16 protein-coding genes are annotated in these 16,671 nt (G+C 67.9%); 11 read left to right on the top strand and 5 right to left on the bottom strand.

Annotation, left to right across the window (positions count from 1 at the left end):
- Together ACWPV3_RS10805 and ACWPV3_RS10800 are read left to right on the top strand one after the other, a co-directional pair.
- On the top strand, window positions 1–3,114 hold the full coding sequence (locus ACWPV3_RS10805; protein WP_201097306.1) for an efflux RND transporter permease subunit: 3,114 nt from the start codon (window positions 1–3) through the stop codon (window positions 3,112–3,114).
- Window positions 3,114–3,728 carry a DedA family protein gene (locus ACWPV3_RS10800; protein WP_201097308.1) on the top strand — a complete coding sequence of 205 codons (615 nt, stop codon included), beginning with the start codon at window positions 3,114–3,116 and terminating at the stop codon, window positions 3,726–3,728. Before ACWPV3_RS10805 ends, ACWPV3_RS10800 begins: the two co-directional genes overlap by 1 nt.
- A 75-nt stretch (window positions 3,729–3,803) precedes the next feature.
- On the opposite strand, the gene ACWPV3_RS10795 is transcribed toward ACWPV3_RS10800, so the two are convergent.
- Window positions 3,804–4,172, bottom strand: a complete 369-nt coding sequence (locus tag ACWPV3_RS10795; RefSeq protein ID WP_453977857.1) for a PepSY domain-containing protein — start codon at window positions 4,170–4,172, stop codon at window positions 3,804–3,806.
- Window positions 4,173–4,306: 134 nt separating this feature from the next.
- On the opposite strand from ACWPV3_RS10795, the gene ACWPV3_RS10790 reads away from it, so the two are divergent.
- The 3 genes from ACWPV3_RS10790 to ACWPV3_RS10780 all read left to right on the top strand — a co-directional run bounded on the left by ACWPV3_RS10790 (window position 4,307) and on the right by ACWPV3_RS10780 (window position 5,949).
- A complete protein-coding gene (locus ACWPV3_RS10790) occupies window positions 4,307–4,933 on the top strand; it encodes a methyltransferase family protein (RefSeq protein WP_201097312.1) in 627 nt (208 codons plus the stop codon).
- Window positions 4,930–5,667 (top strand): phosphatase PAP2 family protein, encoded by a 738-nt coding sequence (locus ACWPV3_RS10785; protein ID WP_453977856.1) that lies wholly within the window; start codon window positions 4,930–4,932, stop codon window positions 5,665–5,667. Before ACWPV3_RS10790 ends, ACWPV3_RS10785 begins: the two co-directional genes overlap by 4 nt.
- 75 nt (window positions 5,668–5,742) lie before the next feature.
- The gene (locus ACWPV3_RS10780; RefSeq protein ID WP_201097316.1) at window positions 5,743–5,949 is read left to right on the top strand and encodes a hypothetical protein; all 207 of its coding nucleotides are present in this window, start codon (window positions 5,743–5,745) and stop codon (window positions 5,947–5,949) included.
- Window positions 5,950–5,952: 3 nt separating this feature from the next.
- Here the strand turns inward: ACWPV3_RS10780 and ACWPV3_RS10775 are convergent, their stop codons facing one another.
- The 3 genes from ACWPV3_RS10775 to ACWPV3_RS10765 are packed head-to-tail and all read right to left on the bottom strand — an operon-like array spanning window position 5,953 to window position 7,933.
- Window positions 5,953–6,867: a DUF4238 domain-containing protein gene (locus tag ACWPV3_RS10775; protein ID WP_453977855.1), complete on the bottom strand. Its 915-nt coding sequence runs from the start codon at window positions 6,865–6,867 to the stop codon at window positions 5,953–5,955.
- A complete protein-coding gene (locus ACWPV3_RS10770) occupies window positions 6,864–7,748 on the bottom strand; it encodes a hypothetical protein (protein ID WP_453977854.1) in 885 nt (294 codons plus the stop codon). Before ACWPV3_RS10770 ends, ACWPV3_RS10775 begins: the two co-directional genes overlap by 4 nt.
- Window positions 7,745–7,933 (bottom strand): hypothetical protein, encoded by a 189-nt coding sequence (locus ACWPV3_RS10765; RefSeq protein WP_201097322.1) that lies wholly within the window; start codon window positions 7,931–7,933, stop codon window positions 7,745–7,747. The genes ACWPV3_RS10770 and ACWPV3_RS10765 overlap by 4 nt, the downstream gene beginning before the upstream one ends.
- A 346-nt stretch (window positions 7,934–8,279) precedes the next feature.
- Between ACWPV3_RS10765 and ACWPV3_RS10760 the strand changes: the two genes are divergently transcribed.
- The 6 genes from ACWPV3_RS10760 (at window position 8,280) to ACWPV3_RS10735 (ending at window position 15,504) form a co-directional block, all read left to right on the top strand.
- On the top strand, window positions 8,280–9,005 hold the full coding sequence (locus tag ACWPV3_RS10760) for a hypothetical protein (protein WP_201097324.1): 726 nt from the start codon (window positions 8,280–8,282) through the stop codon (window positions 9,003–9,005).
- Window positions 9,002–9,574, top strand: coding sequence for a hypothetical protein (locus ACWPV3_RS10755; protein WP_201097326.1), 573 nt, complete (start codon window positions 9,002–9,004; stop codon window positions 9,572–9,574). Before ACWPV3_RS10760 ends, ACWPV3_RS10755 begins: the two co-directional genes overlap by 4 nt.
- Window positions 9,575–12,964, top strand: coding sequence for a UvrD-helicase domain-containing protein (locus ACWPV3_RS10750; protein WP_453977853.1), 3,390 nt, complete (start codon window positions 9,575–9,577; stop codon window positions 12,962–12,964).
- Between the two features lie 86 nt (window positions 12,965–13,050).
- The gene (locus ACWPV3_RS10745; RefSeq protein WP_201097330.1) at window positions 13,051–13,767 is read left to right on the top strand and encodes a multiubiquitin domain-containing protein; all 717 of its coding nucleotides are present in this window, start codon (window positions 13,051–13,053) and stop codon (window positions 13,765–13,767) included.
- Between the two features lies 1 nt (window position 13,768).
- Window positions 13,769–14,209, top strand: coding sequence for a Mov34/MPN/PAD-1 family protein (locus ACWPV3_RS10740; RefSeq protein WP_201097332.1), 441 nt, complete (start codon window positions 13,769–13,771; stop codon window positions 14,207–14,209).
- Entirely contained in the window at window positions 14,209–15,504 is a 1,296-nt protein-coding gene (locus ACWPV3_RS10735; RefSeq protein ID WP_201097334.1) for a ThiF family adenylyltransferase, read from the top strand. Before ACWPV3_RS10740 ends, ACWPV3_RS10735 begins: the two co-directional genes overlap by 1 nt.
- Before the next feature lie 142 nt (window positions 15,505–15,646).
- Here the strand turns inward: ACWPV3_RS10735 and ACWPV3_RS10730 are convergent, their stop codons facing one another.
- On the bottom strand, window positions 15,647–16,660 hold the full coding sequence (locus ACWPV3_RS10730) for a hypothetical protein (protein WP_236261098.1): 1,014 nt from the start codon (window positions 16,658–16,660) through the stop codon (window positions 15,647–15,649).
- Between the last annotated feature and the right edge of the window lie 11 nt (window positions 16,661–16,671).

Here is a 16,671-nt window from a genome sequence, read left to right as displayed (position 1 = left end):
ATGCTCAACGCCGTCGTCGCCTGGTCCCTGGACCGGGCCCGCATCGTCCTCGCAGCCGCCGCCCTTGTGCTGCTCTTCGGCGGCCTGACCCTGACCCGGGCGTCCTACGATGTCTTTCCCGAGTTCGTGCCCGCCCAAGCCGAGGTGCAGACCGAGGCCCCGGGCCTGACCGCCGAGCAGGTCGAACAGTTGGTGACACGCCCGATCGAACAGGCGGTCGCGGGCGCCGCCGGGGTCGAAGTCGTGCGGTCGGAATCGACCCAAGGCATTTCCATCGTATCCATTACCTTCAAGGACGGTGCCGACCCCTATCGGTCCCGCCAGATCGTCGCCGAGGCGCTGGGCGAAGCGTCGAGCGGCCTGCCCGCCGCCGCCGGCGCGCCCAAGGTGGCGCCCCTGACGTCGTCGACCATGGACCTGCTCAAGGTCGGCTTCACCAGCGATCGGCTGACGCCAGCCGAGCTGCGGGATCTCGTCCAGTGGACCGTCCGCCCCCGATTGCTCTCCGCGCCGGGTGTCGCACGGGCCACGGTCTATGGCGGGGAGGCGCGCCGCATCGAGGTTCGCGTCCGCCCTTCTGACCTCGCCCTGCGGGAGCTGGGCTTTTCCGACATCATCACGGCCGCCCAGGGTGCGACGGGCGTGACCGGCGGCGGTTTCATCGACACCGCAGAACAGCGGATCCTGATCGAGACGCAAGGACAGGCCGCGACCGCGGCCGAGGTCGGGGCAGCGCAGATCACGACGGTGGACGGAGTGGTCCTGCGCCTGTCCGATGTGGCCGACGTGGTCGACGGCATGGCTCCGCTGAATGGCGATGCCCTGATGATGGGCCGCCCCGGCGTCCTGGTCAGCCTGTCGAGCCAGTACGGCGCCAACACCCTGACGGCCACCCGAGAACTCGAGAAAGCGCTGGCCGAGCTAAAGCCTACGCTCGACGCCGCCGGGGTCACGGTCAACGCGGACCTGCATCGCCCGGCCAACTTCATCGAGGCTGCTCTGCGCGGCATCGTCGACGATCTGGTCATCGGCGCCCTGCTGATCGCGGCCGTGTTGTTCGTCTTTCTACGCAATGGCCGTGCGGTGTTGATCTCATTCCTCAGCATCCCCCTGTCCCTGCTGATCGCCGTCGTGGTGCTCGACCGCATGGGCCTGACGGTGAACACCATGACCCTGGGCGGCCTGGCCGTGGCGCTCGGTGTCGTCGTCGACGACGCCGTCATCGATGTGGAGAATATCGTCCGGCGTCTCAGAACCCGCGACGGCGGCGAACCGGCGGCGGCGACCATCCTCAAGGCCTCGCTCGAGGTGCGGGCTCCGGTGATCTACGCGACCCTGGTCGTGGCTCTTGTCCTGTCGCCGGTCCTGTTCCTTCACGGCCTGCAGGGCGCGTTCTTCAGCCCTCTGGCCGCCGCCTTCATCCTCGCCACCCTCGCCTCCCTCGCGGTTGCCGTGGTGGTGACCCCGGCGCTCAGCCTGCTGCTGCTTCGATCGGCGCGTCTTCCCGAGGAACCCCGCGTGCTGGCGCGGCTCAAGGATCGCCACGCCGGTCTGCTGGGACGCATCTCCGCCCGTCCCCGCAGCGCTGTGATCGTTTCCGTAGCGGCCCTTCTGATGTCGGCGACCGGCTTCGCCCTGTTCAACAGCGAGCTTCTGCCGGCCTTCCGCGAAGGCCATTTCGTGCTCGGCATCGCCGCCCGGCCGGGCGCTTCTCTCGCGGTGATGCGCACCTATGGCAAGGCCATCACCCGTGATCTTCTGGCGGTGCGCGGCATCCAGTCCGTCGAACAACAGATCGGCCGTGCCCAAGGCGGCGAGGACACCTGGGGCACGGAACGCAGCGAGTTCCATGTCGAGCTCGAGCCCGGCCTCTCCGGCGCCCGGCAGGATCAGATCCAGGCGCGCATCCAGGAGATTCTCGCCAGCTATCCCGGACTTGAGACCGAAGTGCTCACCTTCCTGGGCGATCGGATCGGCGAGTCCCTGAGCGGCGAGACCGCCAGTCTGGTGGTCAACGTCTATGGCGGGGACCTCGACAAGATCGATCAGGCCGCCAGCGACATCAGCACGGTGCTGGGCAAGATTCCGGGCGCGACGGACGTCCAGCTGGGAACGCCGCCGTCCACCCCCGCTGTGCGCGTCGAGCTCGACCTGCCCGCGCTGGCGCGTTACGGCCTGTCCCCGGCCGAGGCCCTGAACACCGTCCAGACCGCCTATCAGGGCGCGATCCCGGCCCAGATCTATGGCCTGGATCGCGCCATCGACATCGCGGTCACCACCCCGCCCTCACTGCGCAATCAGCCGGAAGCCGTCGGGGACCTGCTCCTTCGCTCGTCCTCGGGGGCCGTCGTCCCGCTGCGCCAGGTCGCGGACGTGCGACTGGCGGAAAGCCGCACCGTCATCGCTCACAATGGAGGCCGCCCGGTCCAGACCGTGACCGCCAATCCTGCGCCCGGCGATGTGGCGCGCGTGACAAGGGCCGCACAGACCGCGATCTCCTCGCAGGTCAGGCTTCCGCAGGGCGTCTACGTCGAATACGCCGGGGCGGCGGCCGGGGCGGCCTCCGCGCGCAATGACCTGCTGCTCAACACGGCGATCGCCGTAGTCGGCGTCGTGGTCTTGCTGCTGCTGGCCTTCCGCAGCGGACGCGCCGTCGGCCTGATCCTCGGAACCGCGCCGGGCGCTCTGGTCGGAGGCGTGATCGCCGTCGCCCTGACCGGCGCAAGCCTCTCGCTGGGCGCCCTGGTCGGCTTCGTGGCTCTCTTCGGCATCGCGTCCCGAAACGCCATCCTGCTCATTTCCCATGCCGAGCACCTGGTGTCGCACGAGGGTGAGGCCTGGTCACTGGAGACGGTGATCCTGGCGGCGCGGGAGCGGCTGACGCCGATCGTGATGACAGCGCTCGTCACCGGCCTCGGCATCCTGCCGCTGGCTCTGCAGACCGGTCAGGCCGGACGCGAGATCCAGGGCCCGATGGCCATCGTCATCCTCGGCGGCCTGATCTCCTCGACCCTGATGACCCTGCTCGTCCTGCCGGCGCTGATCTGGCGCTTCTGGCGCCCCCTGCCCGCGAAGGCGGCTCCCGCAACTCGCCTCCAGGAGGCTATCGCCTGATGTTCGACCTCATCATCCAGATCATCACCGTGACCGGCGTGCTCGGCGTGCTCATCCTGATGTTCGCCGAGAACATCTTTCCGCCAATCCCGTCCGAGCTGATCATGCCTCTGGCGGGCTTCGCCGCCGCGCGCGGGGACATGAACTTCTTCCTCGCGGTGACGGCCGGCACGCTCGGCGCCGCCGCGGGCGCGGCCATCTGGTACGAACTCGGCCGTCGCATCGGCGCGGATCGGCTCAGCGCCTGGTCGTCGCGACACGGTCGCTGGCTCACCCTCACACCGAAGGATATCGACCGCTCGACCCGGTTCTTTCAACGGTTCGGCGCACCGGCGGTCTTTTTCGGCCGGCTCCTGCCCATCGTCCGGACCTGGATTTCGATTCCGGCCGGGGTCGCGGACATGCGGCCCGCCCCGTTCCTCGGTTGGACTCTGCTCGGCACAGCCATCTTCACCTTCGCCCTGACCGCCGCCGGCTATGCGCTGGAAAGCCAGTACGAACGGGTCGCCAGCTGGCTCGATCCGATCACGACCTTCCTGCTCGTCGCCGGCGTCGTCACCTGGATCTGGCGGGTCATCGTCTTCCCGCGACAACAGGCGAACCGCAATGACTAGATCGGCGACCGCACAGGCGAAGAGCCGCAACGCCGGGGGAAACGTTGCGGCTCAACCTACATCGACAGCGCGCCCTCAGCGAGCGCCGTCGTCGTCTTCCTCGCCGTCCTCGGCTTCCGCCTGGTCACGATCTTCGGTCTCAGCCGCGACCGCGAGAATGGAGCCCGAGGTCGCGTCGATCCGGGCTTTCTGTTCGCCGGCCGATCCGACCGTCGTTACATCCCAGACCGGACCGCTCGCGGCACCCTCGAGAGCGACCTCGACGGCCCGCCCTTGGGTGCGGGCCTCGGCGATCGACACGGCCTGCGACAGCGCGACCGACGCCCGCGCCAGAAGGGCGGCGTCCTCATTCTGCGGCGCGGCGTGGGTTGTCAGGGCGAGCACGCCTCCGGCGGAACCCGCCAGCGCGACGGCGGCGAGCCCCATCATCTGCAACTTCTTCATGCGGTTCTCCTCGCGGACCCGATGTCCGCAAGGAGAACCTGCCCTAAGGCCCCTCCGCCCATCGTTGAGCCAACATTACGAAACCCCGACGCCACCCTTCGCGTCGCCCACCTCCTGCATCGCCACCTGATCGGATGAAGACCTTGAATACCGCGCGTGACATCCAAAGAACCCAGCTCATCCGAAAGGCCGTGCTGTTCGTGGCGATCATCGCCGTGATCGCGGTGGCCGCTCTCAGCCAGACGCTGGCCGGCGAAACCGTTTTTCACGAAGCCCTCGAGGCGGTCGGCCTGTGGCTGATCGTCATCTGCATCGTGGGGAGAGCTTGGTGCTCGCTCTATATCGGTGGACGCAAGAAGGCGGAGATCGTCGATCGCGGTCCTTATTCGCTGAGCCGCAATCCCCTCTATGTGTTCAGCTTCATGGGCGCTTTCGGCATGGGCGCCCAGACGGGCAGCATCGTTCTCGCCACGGTGTTTCTGCTCATCGCGGTGATCGTCTTCTACGCCACGGTCAAACGCGAGGAAGTCTGGCTGCTGGCCAACTTCGGCGACGTCTACGCCGCCTATTACGAGCGCACGCCGCGGTTCTGGCCCAACTTCCGCCTCTGGCGCGACGAGGATCGCCTGGAAGTTCGCCCTGCCTTCTTCCTGCTCACCCTGCGCGACGGTCTGGCGTTCCTGATCGCCATTCCCCTGTTTGAGATGGTCGAAACGGCCCAGCAGGCGGGCTGGCTTCACGCTCCGATCGTCCTGCCGTGACGTCCCGAAAAGCACAGAGTGCTCGCAGCCCTCAGTCCGCCGGAAAGCTGAAGCGCCTGCTGGGCCGACCGGTCGGACGGGTGCTCCTCGCCTTCTGCCTCACAAGCTTCACCCTTTGGGGCTGCCTGACCCTGGGCGGCGAAGCGCTTGAAGGAGAAACCCAGGCCTTCGACGAATGGGCTCTGCTCCGGATGCGCAATCCCGCAGATCTCAGCGATCCGATTGGATCACGGGTGTTCGAGGAAGCGATGCGGGACGTCACCGCGCTGGGCGGGTTCACCGTCCTGACCCTCATTACCGTGGTGGCCGTCATCAGCCTGTGGCGACTGGCTCGCCGACGTGAGGCGATGATCCTGGCCGTGACGGTCCTCGGCGCCCAGCTGTCGAGCGACCTTCTCAAGGCGCTCTACGCCCGGCCCCGGCCGGCGCTGGTCCCTCACGAGAGCTACGTCTATTCCAACAGCTTCCCAAGCGGCCATTCGGCAGTGTCCGCGGCCGTCTACATGATGCTGGCCATCATCCTGATCCCCGCGCTTCGCTCCGCGGGATCCAGAGCGGCGGTCTGTACTCTGGCCGCCGTTCTGGTCGTGGTGATCGGCATCAGCCGGACCTATCTGGGCGTGCACTGGCCGACTGACGTCATCGCCGGCTGGGCGCTGGGAAGCGCCTGGACGATCATCGGCTGGCTCGCTCTCAATCTGACCGTCAGCAAATCGGCTGAACCGATATCATAACCGCCACGCTCGTCTTTTCTCGCAACCAGAGTGCGTTATTCTGGCATCTGCAAAGCTCATCCTGAGTGATTGATTATGGGACCACTTCTCACCGCGCTGAAGGGCGACGCACGGGCGTCGAACGTTCAGGATACCGATCACGGCTTCATCCTGACGGGGTCGGGCGAGGCGTTCAGCGCCCTCGCTCGCGAGGCCATGGAGAAATCGGGCGTGGAGTACGTCGCCCTTCCTACAAGCGACGGCGCCGTGGGCTACACCCAGGTTGTAATCATCCCGCTCTGAGCGTCAGGCGCCGGTCGCGCCGAGATCCGCCAGTCTCTCCCCGAGGGTCGGCCTCGTGACCGAGCCGAAGTTGGCGTGAATGAACGCTTCCTGCCGCCGATCAGCCGCCCAGACATATCTGCGGGCCAAGGCGACGGTTGTATGATTGCGGCGTTTCACCAACTCTCGCGGAGGAGCCCGTCGCAGAGCGTCGATGGTGCCTTGATCATTCGCCGCGACGAACAGGCGTTTGGGTCCGATCGGAAGATGGATGAAGGCCTCCGGATCCCGCAAACCCGACACCTGCTCCACACACCAGTCGGAGACCTGCAGCGACAGGCTGGACGCCGCCAAATCGACCACGGCCCAGCGCATATTGTTGATGAACTCGCCCATCGTGGGATTATCGATGAGCACCGTCGCGATCTGCATGGCGACCCGTTCGACGATTTCCGGGTCCCGCGCGGTCATGAAGTCTTCAAAGGTCGCCGGATCGCCGTCCTGGCGAACCATCTCCTCATACGCGGCCTGAATCTCTGGCTGATTGACTATCCAGTCCGCTCGGGTGCGCGCCTTGATCCCGGCGATATCCGCGGGCGTGCGCAACTGCAGGGACTGGATGAAGCGTGACCATGCGCTTCTCGTACCGGACGTCTGGGGAAACTGCCCCCTTTCCAGAAGCGCGAGCACGCCGGCGGCCTGATGGTCGACCTGCTGCATGAACCGCTCTTCCACCTGCTGCATGAGGTCGGGCGACAGACCGGGCATGCTGTACAGGCCGTCCTCGTATCCCGTACCGGCTGGAAATACGCGCCGCCGCTTCACGGCGTCGCCGAACGGCCGGTCATACTGCTCAAGGCGTCCATCGGGTCCGGTCCACCGGTTGAGATAGAAGACCGGCGCGAAGTGGTGCTTGCGAGGCGGATTGGACGACGTCATGCGCCGGCTGCAGGTCCAGCCAGGGTGGCGTCGCCATCGTCGGGCAACGACAACGGCGTCCGCCCATCCATCCGCTCCGCATACCCTTTCGCGTCGTCATACATGGCGTCGTGCAGGCCCAGGACCGTCATCGCTGATCGACGGCTCATGGGACCCTCCTCAGGCTGCCGCGCCGGTCTCGCAATGGCGAGAAGGTTCGACGCCCTGGCGTAGATCTCCGCCGCGTCGACGATCTCGACCTCGATGTCCCGCGGCACGCGGCCTTTGCGGCGAGCCGTCAGGTCCGCTTTGAAACTGCGCCATCGCGCGAGGTGAACTTGCAGTTCCGCCAACAGGTCGATGTAAGCATCCGCTTCGGCTCCATCGGCCGCCTCGATCATCGCGGTGATTTCCTTGACCGCGTCGGACGCCAGCCTCGGGGCCCGCACGGTGAACCGGTTCCCCGTCACGCTGCCATACTGCCGCGCGACCGGAAGCGCCCGCTTCAGCCGCTCGACGCTCTGCTCCGCGAACTCGCACACGTCGCTCATCACCAACGGCATGGCGGCGCGCTGGGCCCGGAGACGCCGGGCCTTGCGGTCCTGCTCCTGCTGATCGTTCTGCTGGATCTGACGCAGGACGAACCAGGCGCCGTAGACCGCCGCCAGCAGGGTGAAGATGGCGCCCAGAAGCGACTGCCACGACCATGCGATGGTGGTTACGGGCACGATGACCGACCGGCACCCCTCGCTCGGGGAGAGTTTGCATCCGCCGTCCAAGGCGATCAGGGCGAGCGAAATCGCGGTGACGACGGCCACGCCGGCCGCCGGCCAGCGCAGGTTCACTCCACCGTTCGGCGAAGGCTTCGCTGGCGCGAACAGGCGAGCGAACCGCTTCTTCATTGCGGGCGACGCACCCGGCGAATCTCCATCCCGCCCTTCATCACGACGATGCTGATCACGCCGGGAAGAACAGTCAGTCGGAGCTGCGCCAGATCGCACGCTTCTGCGTCGTGGACCGCCTCAACCCGCTCTTCCATAGGGTCGCCGCCCCGGTCATCGTCGAGGAGTAAGGTGTATTGATTCATTCGTGTGATCGCTTCTCGGCGAGGTCAGTGTAGGCGGCGCCAGTTTACCGCGAGGGAGGGACGTTGCACGATCCCGCTGCGGGCGGCGGACAGCTCTTTCTGACTCTGAGGCGACCTTGGGGGAGGCCGTTATTGGTGAGGGATGCACGCGCGAACACGGGCGGAAGATGTCGGAAATGGCCCGCCAATTGTACCGGGCATGTCGAACAGATATGCAACCGGTGGTGAGCAATCAATGGTGCTGCTAAGGTCGCCGTGTCTAGGGGAGGCGATTCTGATCCGACCGCTTACACGCACCACGGCGGGGAAGCTGTACTATCGGCCAGAGGCGGTGGAGGCCGAGATTATGGCGCTGCTTTCGCTCGACGTCGATGAGCGCATGGCGCGGCTGTGTCCGGCCGCAGCCTCGGACGCGACTCCCGTGAGTCCCGAAGCGCTTGTCTACTTCATGCGCGAGGAGCGGCGCGCCAACCATGAGGGTCGCTTCAACCGTCTCTACACGGCGGTGATGAAGCACTACCTGTCGTTCTTCCGATGCCCTGACCGCCAACGCGAAGGCGTGATCCGCACGGACGGGGCTCTGGAAGACCTCCGGCGGCACGCCGTCGATCGTTTTGTCGAAAAAATCCGCAAGGATCGCGCCGAGGGCGATGACCGGCTCGACATTTACGAAATCCGGTTCGGGCTCGCGGCCGCCAAGGACAGGTCTTCGGCCCGCAAGGCAGTTTACCGTCTGGTGGACCGCGAGGAGGCTCTCAACCCTCTCGAGGATGGCCGAGAGGCGTCTGCTGAGGTCGAGGCGGCCGCCGCGCGGCTGTCTGAACTGAGTGATGCGACCAAAAATGACGTATCGGATGACCTGAAACGGGTACTGGCGACGATTGACACTCTGCCTGAAAAACATCGCAGGGTAGCGACCATGACGTTGAACAACATTCCGATCGAGGCGAAGGACGCCAATACGCCGTCGATCAGCGGCCTTTTAGGCTGCACGCCGAAGACCGCGCGGGCGCGGCGAGACCGAGCCGTCGAACTCATTCAGCGCGCGCTGGGTCTCGGAGCCTTGACATGACCCGATCCGCACTGAGCGAAGACCAGGTCATCGAGGCCTTCCTGCTCGAAGACGCCGCGGACAGCCGGACACTGTCCCTCTATCTGGAACGCTATCCGGACCACGCCGAGGCCTTGCTCGATCTCGCCCACGACATTGCGTTCACCGAAGTCAGCCGGCACGCGCCGCCGTCGTCGGACGAAGACGACCTCATCGCCATGGGCTGGGCCACGATCCAGTCGGCCGAGCGCACGGCGGTGACGGCGGCCGACTGGACGGGCGCCATGATGGGCAAGGTCCAGGCGGCAGTGGGCGCGCCCATGCCCGTCGTCATGAATCTGCGTGACCGACGGTTCAAAACGGAATCCCTGCCGTCCCATCTGTTCGACGTCCTGTCGCAATGTCTGGAGCGAACGAAGGAGGCGGTGGCCGATTACCTCGACCAGCCGGCCGGCCTGGCCAAGGCGGCCGCGTACAAGGCCAGTCAGGCGCCGCAGGTCGCCGCCGAAAAACTCGATTACGCCGACTTCCTGCGCGACTTGGGCCTGCCGGAGGAAGAACGGCGTCGCCTGCTCGACGGGCCAGCCTAGATGGATGCGATCGAACTCGCCCGCCAGAAGGCGGCGAGCGTTCACCAACAGGGCGTGGAGAAGGGGGACGATCCGACTGCGCCCTACGCCTTCGTCGTGGCGCAGGCGGAAAGGCACGGCCTCACCGTGTGTCCCGTGCCGGACTCGATGCTGGACGGCGCCCTCGCCCGTCTGGATGCGGACGCCGGCTGCATCATTCACACCCGTTCAGGGTCCGGGTTCGAGCAGGCCATCTACGTGGCGCACGAACTCGGCCACGCCCTTCTCGGCGACGCCGCGCCGGCCGGCGCCTGCGAGATCGACCCCTTCCGTCCGGCCGAAGCCGCGCCGGTCGGCGAGGAGCGCGTCATTGACTACGGCCGGCGTCAGCGACGCGAGGTCCAGATGGACCTGTTTGCGCGGGAGCTCATCCTGCCCCGTCCGGTCGTCCGCAGGCTGCACGTCGACGAGGGCAGGACCGCCACCGAGATCGCCGGGATGTTCGCGGCGCCATTCGCGGTGGCGGCTCAGCAGCTCTTCGACGCCCTCCTGTTGCCGCCGATCCAACCCGAGCCCGAAGGGCCGGCCCGCCCGCCGGCGAAACCCGATGCATCCCAGATCGCCGCGGCCGGGCATCGGGGCGGCCCGGCCTTGGTGGAGGCCGGACCCGGGACCGGCAAGACGCAGACCCTCGTGAAGCGGATCGTGGACCTGTTGAACGAGGGGGCGGATCCCAGAGGGTTTCTGGTCCTGACCTTCTCGAACAAGGCCGCGGGCGAACTCGCGGACCGGATCGCCGCCCGGAACCCCGAGGCTGCGGCGGCCATGTGGATCGGAACCTTCCACGCCTTCGGACGAGATCTGGTCCAACGGCATTTCGCGAGGCTGGGCTTCGACCAGGAGCCCCGGTTGATGGATCGCGTCGAGGCCATCGAACTGCTTGAGCCGGAATCCGCCCGACTGGGCCTGCGGCACTACAAGGACATCCGCAATCCCGCGTCCAAGCTCTCCGACATCCTGGCCGCGATCTCGCGGGCGCAGGACGAACTCGTCGATCCGGCCGAGTATCTCGCCCTCGCCCAGGCGATGGAAGGTGCCGCCGGCGACGACGCGACGGCGCGGATCGCCGCCGAGAAGGCCGTCGAGGTCGCCCGGGTCTACGCGCGCTATCAGCAGATCAAGCGCGACAGACGGGCGATCGATTTCGGCGACCTCATCACCCTGCCCGTGGCGCTGTTGCGCGAAAACCCCGAGGCCGAGGCCGGCCTGCGGGCGCTCTATCGCCACATCCTCGTGGACGAATATCAGGACGTGAACCACGCGAGCGTCGAACTGCTGAAGCGGCTCAGTCCGACGGGGCGCAATCTGTGGGTCGTCGGCGACGTGCGCCAGTCGATCTACCGTTTCCGCGGGGCCTCGCCGTTCAATGTCGATCGCTTCGGGTCAGCCGACTTCGGCGCGGGGACGCGCCTGCCCTTGGCGGTGAACTACCGGTCGAGCGAGGAGATCGTTCAGGCCTTCTCTGCCTTCGCGACGGGCATGTCGGCCGGCGCCGGACGACCGGCGGCTCTGAAGGCCGAGCGCGGTCCTTCGGGTCATCCGGTGGAGCATCGCCGGTTTCTGGACAATGACGGTGAGGCCGCGGCCCTAGCGGATGCGATCGGCGAACTGAAGGCGGCGGGCTTCGCGTTGCGGGATCAGGCCATCCTGTGCTCGGGAAACGACCGTCTCGCCCGCCTCGGATCCGAGCTGGAACGGCGCGGGGTTCCGGTCCTCCACCTCGGAAGCCTGTTCGAACGACCCGAGGTCCAGGATCTGCTGTCCTGGTTGACCCTGCTCACCGATCCGCGGGCCATGGGTCTGGTCCGAGAGACGCCGCTGTCCGCCGGTTTGTCGCTGGCGGACGTCCAGGCCGCCATGACGGCCCTGCGAACCCGGAACCGGGATCCATTGGATTGGACGGACGCCCTGGCGGTGGTGTCGCCCGAGGGGCGCGCCGCGCTGGAGCGTCTTCGCGCGGCTCTGGACGGGTTCAGCGCCGAGGACCATCCCTGGACGGTCCTAGCGTCTGTGCTGCTTGACCGCACCCGTGTGGTCGCCGACATCGCGTCATCGGTCGCGCCCGAAGCGAAGGCGCGGGGCATGGCGATCTGGCAGTTCCTGAACTTCGTCCGCGTCCAGCCGGGCGGCGGGGCTCGGGGACCGGTGCGGCGTCTGCTGGACCGCATTCGGCGGCTCGTGGCGTTGGCGGACGATCGGGATCTGCGGCAGCTGCCTGCGGCCGCCCAGGTCATCGACGCTGTGCGGCTGATGACGATGCACGGCAGCAAGGGGCTGGAGTTTCCCGTCGTCCACCTGCCGGGCCTCAATCACGAGGCGCTGCCCCGATCGTTCCGCACCAAGCCCTGCCCGCCGCCTGACGGCCTGATCGGACGCCTCGACACGCCGGCCGGTCCCTTGCTCCGGTCCGCCCACGACGACGAACAGGAATGTCTCTTCTATGTGGCCTTGTCCCGGGCACGTGACCGCCTCTTCATCTACTCGGCCCGCCAGAACAAGGCGTCGGCGGGTCGGAAGGCGGCCGAGCGCGCGGTGTCGGCCTTCGTGGGCCGGGCGACACAGAGTCCTGAGCGCTGGCTCACGGATCCGGCCGCGCCGGATCCGCGGCCGGAGGACCTGCCCGTCGCCGTCGCCTCCGGCGAGCGGCCCGCCTTCGCTTTGCACGAACTTGCGCTCTACGAAAAATGCCCTCGCCAGTTCCTCTACAGCGTCCTTCTGGCGATCGGTGGAAACAGTGGGACGCGACCGGCCTTCCTGACCATGCACGATGTGGTCCGGGACGTGCTCGCCGACGTGATCCGGGATGGCGGTCCCGGCCGGGCCGACAGGCTTCTGGACGCCGCGCTGGAGGCCAGCGGTCTCGCCGGGGACGACTACGGGTCTGACTTCCGGCAGATCGCGGTCGAACTGGTCGAGGGCTTCGTCGAGAGCCGCCAGGGTCGCTCCGGTCGGTCTGGTGAACGTCTGGTCGCGGCGCTCGACCGGGCCGACATTCATGTCCAGCCCGACGAGGTCCTGGACGGCGCCGGGGGGCCGGTATTCCGCCGGGTGCGGACGGGGCATTATTCCAAAACCAGCGCGACCGCGAAGGCGGAAGCCGTCTTCCCCCTGGTGATCGACGCCGTGTCGCCGGGCGCGGCGATGGAAGTCGTCTATCTGGGCGACGGCCGCGTCGAGACGGTGAGCGGCCTTGCGCCCAAGGACGTCGGCAAGCGCCGCGACGCGATCAACGCTTTCGTGGCGGATATCCTGGACGGTCGTTTTCCGACCAGGGAATCCGCCTTCACCTGCCCGAACTGCCCCGCCTTCTTCGTTTGCGGCCCGATCGCCGCGGGGTCGCTGAAAATCTGACGACGGAATTACCCGTTCCCCCAATTGGCGGCGGTTTGACCTTCAGAGCCCGGCACTTTCGCCCTCGGCCATGGAGTACAAGACCAGTGACCTCCCCCAACGACAGCCGGCCCGCCGGCGCCCATGTGATCCAGTTCGCCGACGGCGACCTGAACTTCCGCCCGATCAGCCTGTCGGACCCCGTCCCGACCGGCCGCCAGATCCTCAACACCGCCGTCGGGCGCACGGCGGAATCCTACAGCCTGTTCGTGATCCTGTCGGACGGTGAGTTCGAGGATATCCGGCTGGACGAGACCATCGATGTCCGCCCGCGCGGCGAGGAGCGGTTCATCGGCTTCGAAACCGACCGCGACTACAAGTTCGTCATCGAGTCCAGCGAGATGCGCTGGGGCAAGCCGCTCATCAGCGGCCGCATCCTGTACGGCCTCGCCGAAGCCGATCCCGAGACGACCGACCTGTATCTGCAGGCCCGCGGCGCCGAGAACCGCCGCATTCGGCCCAACGACGTCGTCAAGCTGGACGAACCCGGCATTGAGCGCTTCTTCCTGGCACCCCGCGAGACGCCCGGTTTCGGCATCGTGGTCCTGTACAATGGCGCGCCCGCTCCGCAGCGGGTGCGTCCCGAGGTGACGCTGCAGGCGGTGCTGGAGCGCGCCCTGGCCGATTTCGGCCACCCGGCCGGCGGCCCGGTTCTGTTCAGCGAGGGCGGGGCCGAGCTGGCGCTCGGTCAGACGGTGGCCCAGGCCGGTCTGTCCGACGGCGCGCGTCTGATCCTGCGTCCCCGCGTCGTCCAGGGGGGCTGAGATGAAGCTGCAGATTCCGTCGGCGGTCCTCGCGCAGACGTTCGACCACCTCAGGTCCTGCGGCGGCGGCCGCCGGGAATGCCAGGCTTTGTGGGTGGGCCCCTGGGCCCACCCCTCCCTCGTCAGCGAGGTCCGACATCCCCGCCACACCGCCAGCGCCGTCGGCTTCCAGGTCGATCATGACTGGCTGACCGACTTCTGGCTTGACCTGTCTGACAGCGGCTCCGGCGTGCGCGTGCAGGTCCACACCCATCCGGGCGCCGCCTACCATTCGGCCACGGACGACGCCTTCCCGCTGATCCACACGCCCGGCTTCCTGAGCCTGGTCATCCCGCGCTTCGCCCAAGGGCCGGCGGATTTCACCGACGCCTTTCTCGCCCGGATCGAGCCCGACGGCCGTTTCCACGAGGTGAGGATCGCCGACATTCTGGAGATCGTCTGATGCTGGCCCAGGCTCTCAGCCGCACCACCCTGTTGATGCGCGCCGAACTTCGGGACGATGTCCCCGAGTCCGCCTTGGTCGACGCCTTGGCGGATTTGTCGGTGGTCATCTCGGCCGACGCCCGTGTGGTCGGGACGGCGCCGGGACGCACGGCGGTGGTCACGGCCGCCCTGCTGATGGCCCGGTCCGGCCACCGGGTCTGGATCGACTGCCCGGATGCGGCGATGCCGGAGCCCCAGCCGCCCTTGGCGGGGGATCGACTCCACGACGCCCTTCGCGAGGGGGGAGCGGACCTCCTGCCGGACCGCACGATCGAGATCGGCGTCCCTCCGACGACGGCCGATCTCGTCGTCGTCTTCGGCGACCGGAGCCCCGCGGCGGCGGGGCGTGTTCTTTACGTCGGCGCGTCCGACTGGTCCGCCAGCCTGTCGACGGCTGCGCCGCAGGCGTGGACGGCCGCCGATCAGCCGTTCGGCGCGATGGCGGCGGGGGCCCTGGCCGCCAGCGAGGCCTTCAAGGTCTCGATGCGCCGCCTGTCGACATTCGCGCGCAGCCCACAGGCCTACGACCGGATGTTCGGCCCGGCGACGGACGCCGTTCTCGACCTCGCGCCCGGCGGGGCGAGACCCGAACCGTCGCTCGGCGCGTTCGACCTGGTGAGCGGCGGGGCGATCGCCAACGCGGCCCTGTTCGCCTTGCTGAGGACGCCGGACATTCGCGGACGTTGCCGCGTGATCGACGATGACGAGTCCGCCCTCAGCAACCTGAACCGCAACGCCCTGCTGCTGCGGTCAAGCTTGGGCATGGCCAAGGTGGCGGACCTGGCCCGTCACGGCTGCGACCTGCAGATCGAGCCGCTTGTCGAGCGCTATCGCGACGGCCAGCCCCTGGCCGCCGTTGTCCTGCTGGGCGTCGATGACATTCCCTCGCGCTGGTCGGCGCAGCGGCGGCGGCCCGACTGGCTGGGCGTCGGTGCCACTGTCGGTTTCGCGGTCCAGGTGTCTTCGCACGACGCGACGACCCCTTGCGTCGGCTGCCTTCATCCGCAGGCCGGCATGACCGACGGTCCGATCCCGACGGTGGCGTTCGTCTCCTTCTGGGCCGGGCTGCTCCTCGCCTTGCGGCTTCTGTTCCGTGAAGACGATCGCCACCTGTCCGGGGACCAAACCTGGTTCAGCCCGCTGCGTCCCGAGGGCTGGGAATACGCCCGGCTCGGCCTGTCGGCCCATCCCGGCTGCCCGGTCGGCTGCGAGGCGTCGGGTCGAACGGAACTGCAGGCCCGGCCCGCGGCCTGATGCCCCGGCCTGGAGGCTCGGCCTCTGCGAATGGCGACCGTCCAGCGCGCATGGGACATCCAGCGCGCGGCGCGCGAGCTGCGGGCCGGTCCCCATCGCCAGCGCCCCGGTCGGCTCCAGGTCCGTCGCGAACTCCCGAGCCTCAGCGCGCGTTGCGGTAGGTGCGGCCTGCGACAACGTCTCGCACCTGCCGAGGGCTGGCGGCCGCGACCCGTTTTGCGATCTCGGAGACTGTCGCGAGCGCTTCCAGTCCCCGGATGGCGTTGAGTTGGTCCAGGGTGAGGCGCGGGGCGCGGCGGCGGCGGTGCGGCGGGGCACAGTTGGCGTCGGCGCTCGATAAGGAGGCGCCCGGCGTCCGGCGGCGGCCGGCCCGGCCTCCAGCGCTCATATTGAGAAGGCGCGCGTCCTGCCGGTGGCCTTCCAGCAGCCATGCCTCGGAATTGTAGAGGCGCTCGATGTCTTCGGTTACGGCCATGACCTTATGATGGACGTAGGAGACGCGGTCGGCGGCCGTCTCGTCGCGATACCGCTGATGGAACCGGAGTCGGCTCCCGCTGCCGATGGCGCGGCGATGCTCCGCCCACCGGGTCTGCCAACGCCGGGTCGTGACGCCGACATAGAACCAGCCGTCGTCGGGGTAGGACGCGGCGTGGCCGAAGATGTGCTGATATAGGACGAAGGCCCCTTCCGGCCTGGACGCGGGCCTAAGGAGATGGTGCGCCGGCGTTGAAAAGATCTGGGCTGGCCGGGTCACGCCGACGAAGGGCTGATCGAACGCGCCGACCCGCAAGGCGTCGAGCATGACCGGATCGATCACGAGCTCGAACCGGATCTCGGGACAGAGCGCCAGCTCGCCCGGGGCCAGGGAGCGGCCGGACCGCATGGCGGTCGGGCCCAGCGCGCGATGCTCGGGTTCGACGATCCGGGGCGGGATCAGGATCGGAAGCGCGCCGCCCAGAAGGGCGACGTGCAAGACCGGAATCGGCTGGCCCGGACGGACTCGGATGAGGCCGTCAGGCGTCAGGGCCGACCGTAGCCAGCTCACGCCGCGCGCCGTGCCGAGGAACCGGTGCATCATGGCGTCGAAGGTCGCCCGATGCGGATGCATGTCGGGCGGCGTGAGATGCTCCCACCACTCGGGATCGACCGTGATCATGCGCGTCGCCC

Source organism: Brevundimonas sp. Marseille-Q4549, assembly GCF_976940555.1.
This window is presented reverse-complemented; position numbering and strand designations above follow the sequence as displayed.

What these genes read in the sequence shown, in the direction of transcription:
- ACWPV3_RS10805 (WP_201097306.1), top strand. Translation starts at nt 1, where the DNA reads ATGCTCAACGCCGTCGTCGCCTGGTCCCTGGACCGGGCCCGCATCGTC.
- ACWPV3_RS10800 (WP_201097308.1), top strand. Translation starts at nt 3,114, where the DNA reads ATGTTCGACCTCATCATCCAGATCATCACCGTGACCGGCGTGCTCGGC.
- ACWPV3_RS10795 (WP_453977857.1), bottom strand. Translation starts at nt 4,172, where the DNA reads ATGAAGAAGTTGCAGATGATGGGGCTCGCCGCCGTCGCGCTGGCGGGT.
- ACWPV3_RS10790 (WP_201097312.1), top strand. Translation starts at nt 4,307, where the DNA reads ATGAAGACCTTGAATACCGCGCGTGACATCCAAAGAACCCAGCTCATC.
- ACWPV3_RS10780 (WP_201097316.1), top strand. Translation starts at nt 5,743, where the DNA reads ATGGGACCACTTCTCACCGCGCTGAAGGGCGACGCACGGGCGTCGAAC.
- ACWPV3_RS10775 (WP_453977855.1), bottom strand. Translation starts at nt 6,867, where the DNA reads ATGACGTCGTCCAATCCGCCTCGCAAGCACCACTTCGCGCCGGTCTTC.
- ACWPV3_RS10770 (WP_453977854.1), bottom strand. Translation starts at nt 7,748, where the DNA reads ATGAAGAAGCGGTTCGCTCGCCTGTTCGCGCCAGCGAAGCCTTCGCCG.
- ACWPV3_RS10765 (WP_201097322.1), bottom strand. Translation starts at nt 7,933, where the DNA reads ATGAATCAATACACCTTACTCCTCGACGATGACCGGGGCGGCGACCCT.
- ACWPV3_RS10760 (WP_201097324.1), top strand. Translation starts at nt 8,280, where the DNA reads ATGGCGCTGCTTTCGCTCGACGTCGATGAGCGCATGGCGCGGCTGTGT.
- ACWPV3_RS10755 (WP_201097326.1), top strand. Translation starts at nt 9,002, where the DNA reads ATGACCCGATCCGCACTGAGCGAAGACCAGGTCATCGAGGCCTTCCTG.
- ACWPV3_RS10750 (WP_453977853.1), top strand. Translation starts at nt 9,575, where the DNA reads ATGGATGCGATCGAACTCGCCCGCCAGAAGGCGGCGAGCGTTCACCAA.
- ACWPV3_RS10740 (WP_201097332.1), top strand. Translation starts at nt 13,769, where the DNA reads ATGAAGCTGCAGATTCCGTCGGCGGTCCTCGCGCAGACGTTCGACCAC.
- ACWPV3_RS10735 (WP_201097334.1), top strand. Translation starts at nt 14,209, where the DNA reads ATGCTGGCCCAGGCTCTCAGCCGCACCACCCTGTTGATGCGCGCCGAA.
- ACWPV3_RS10730 (WP_236261098.1), bottom strand. Translation starts at nt 16,660, where the DNA reads ATGATCACGGTCGATCCCGAGTGGTGGGAGCATCTCACGCCGCCCGAC.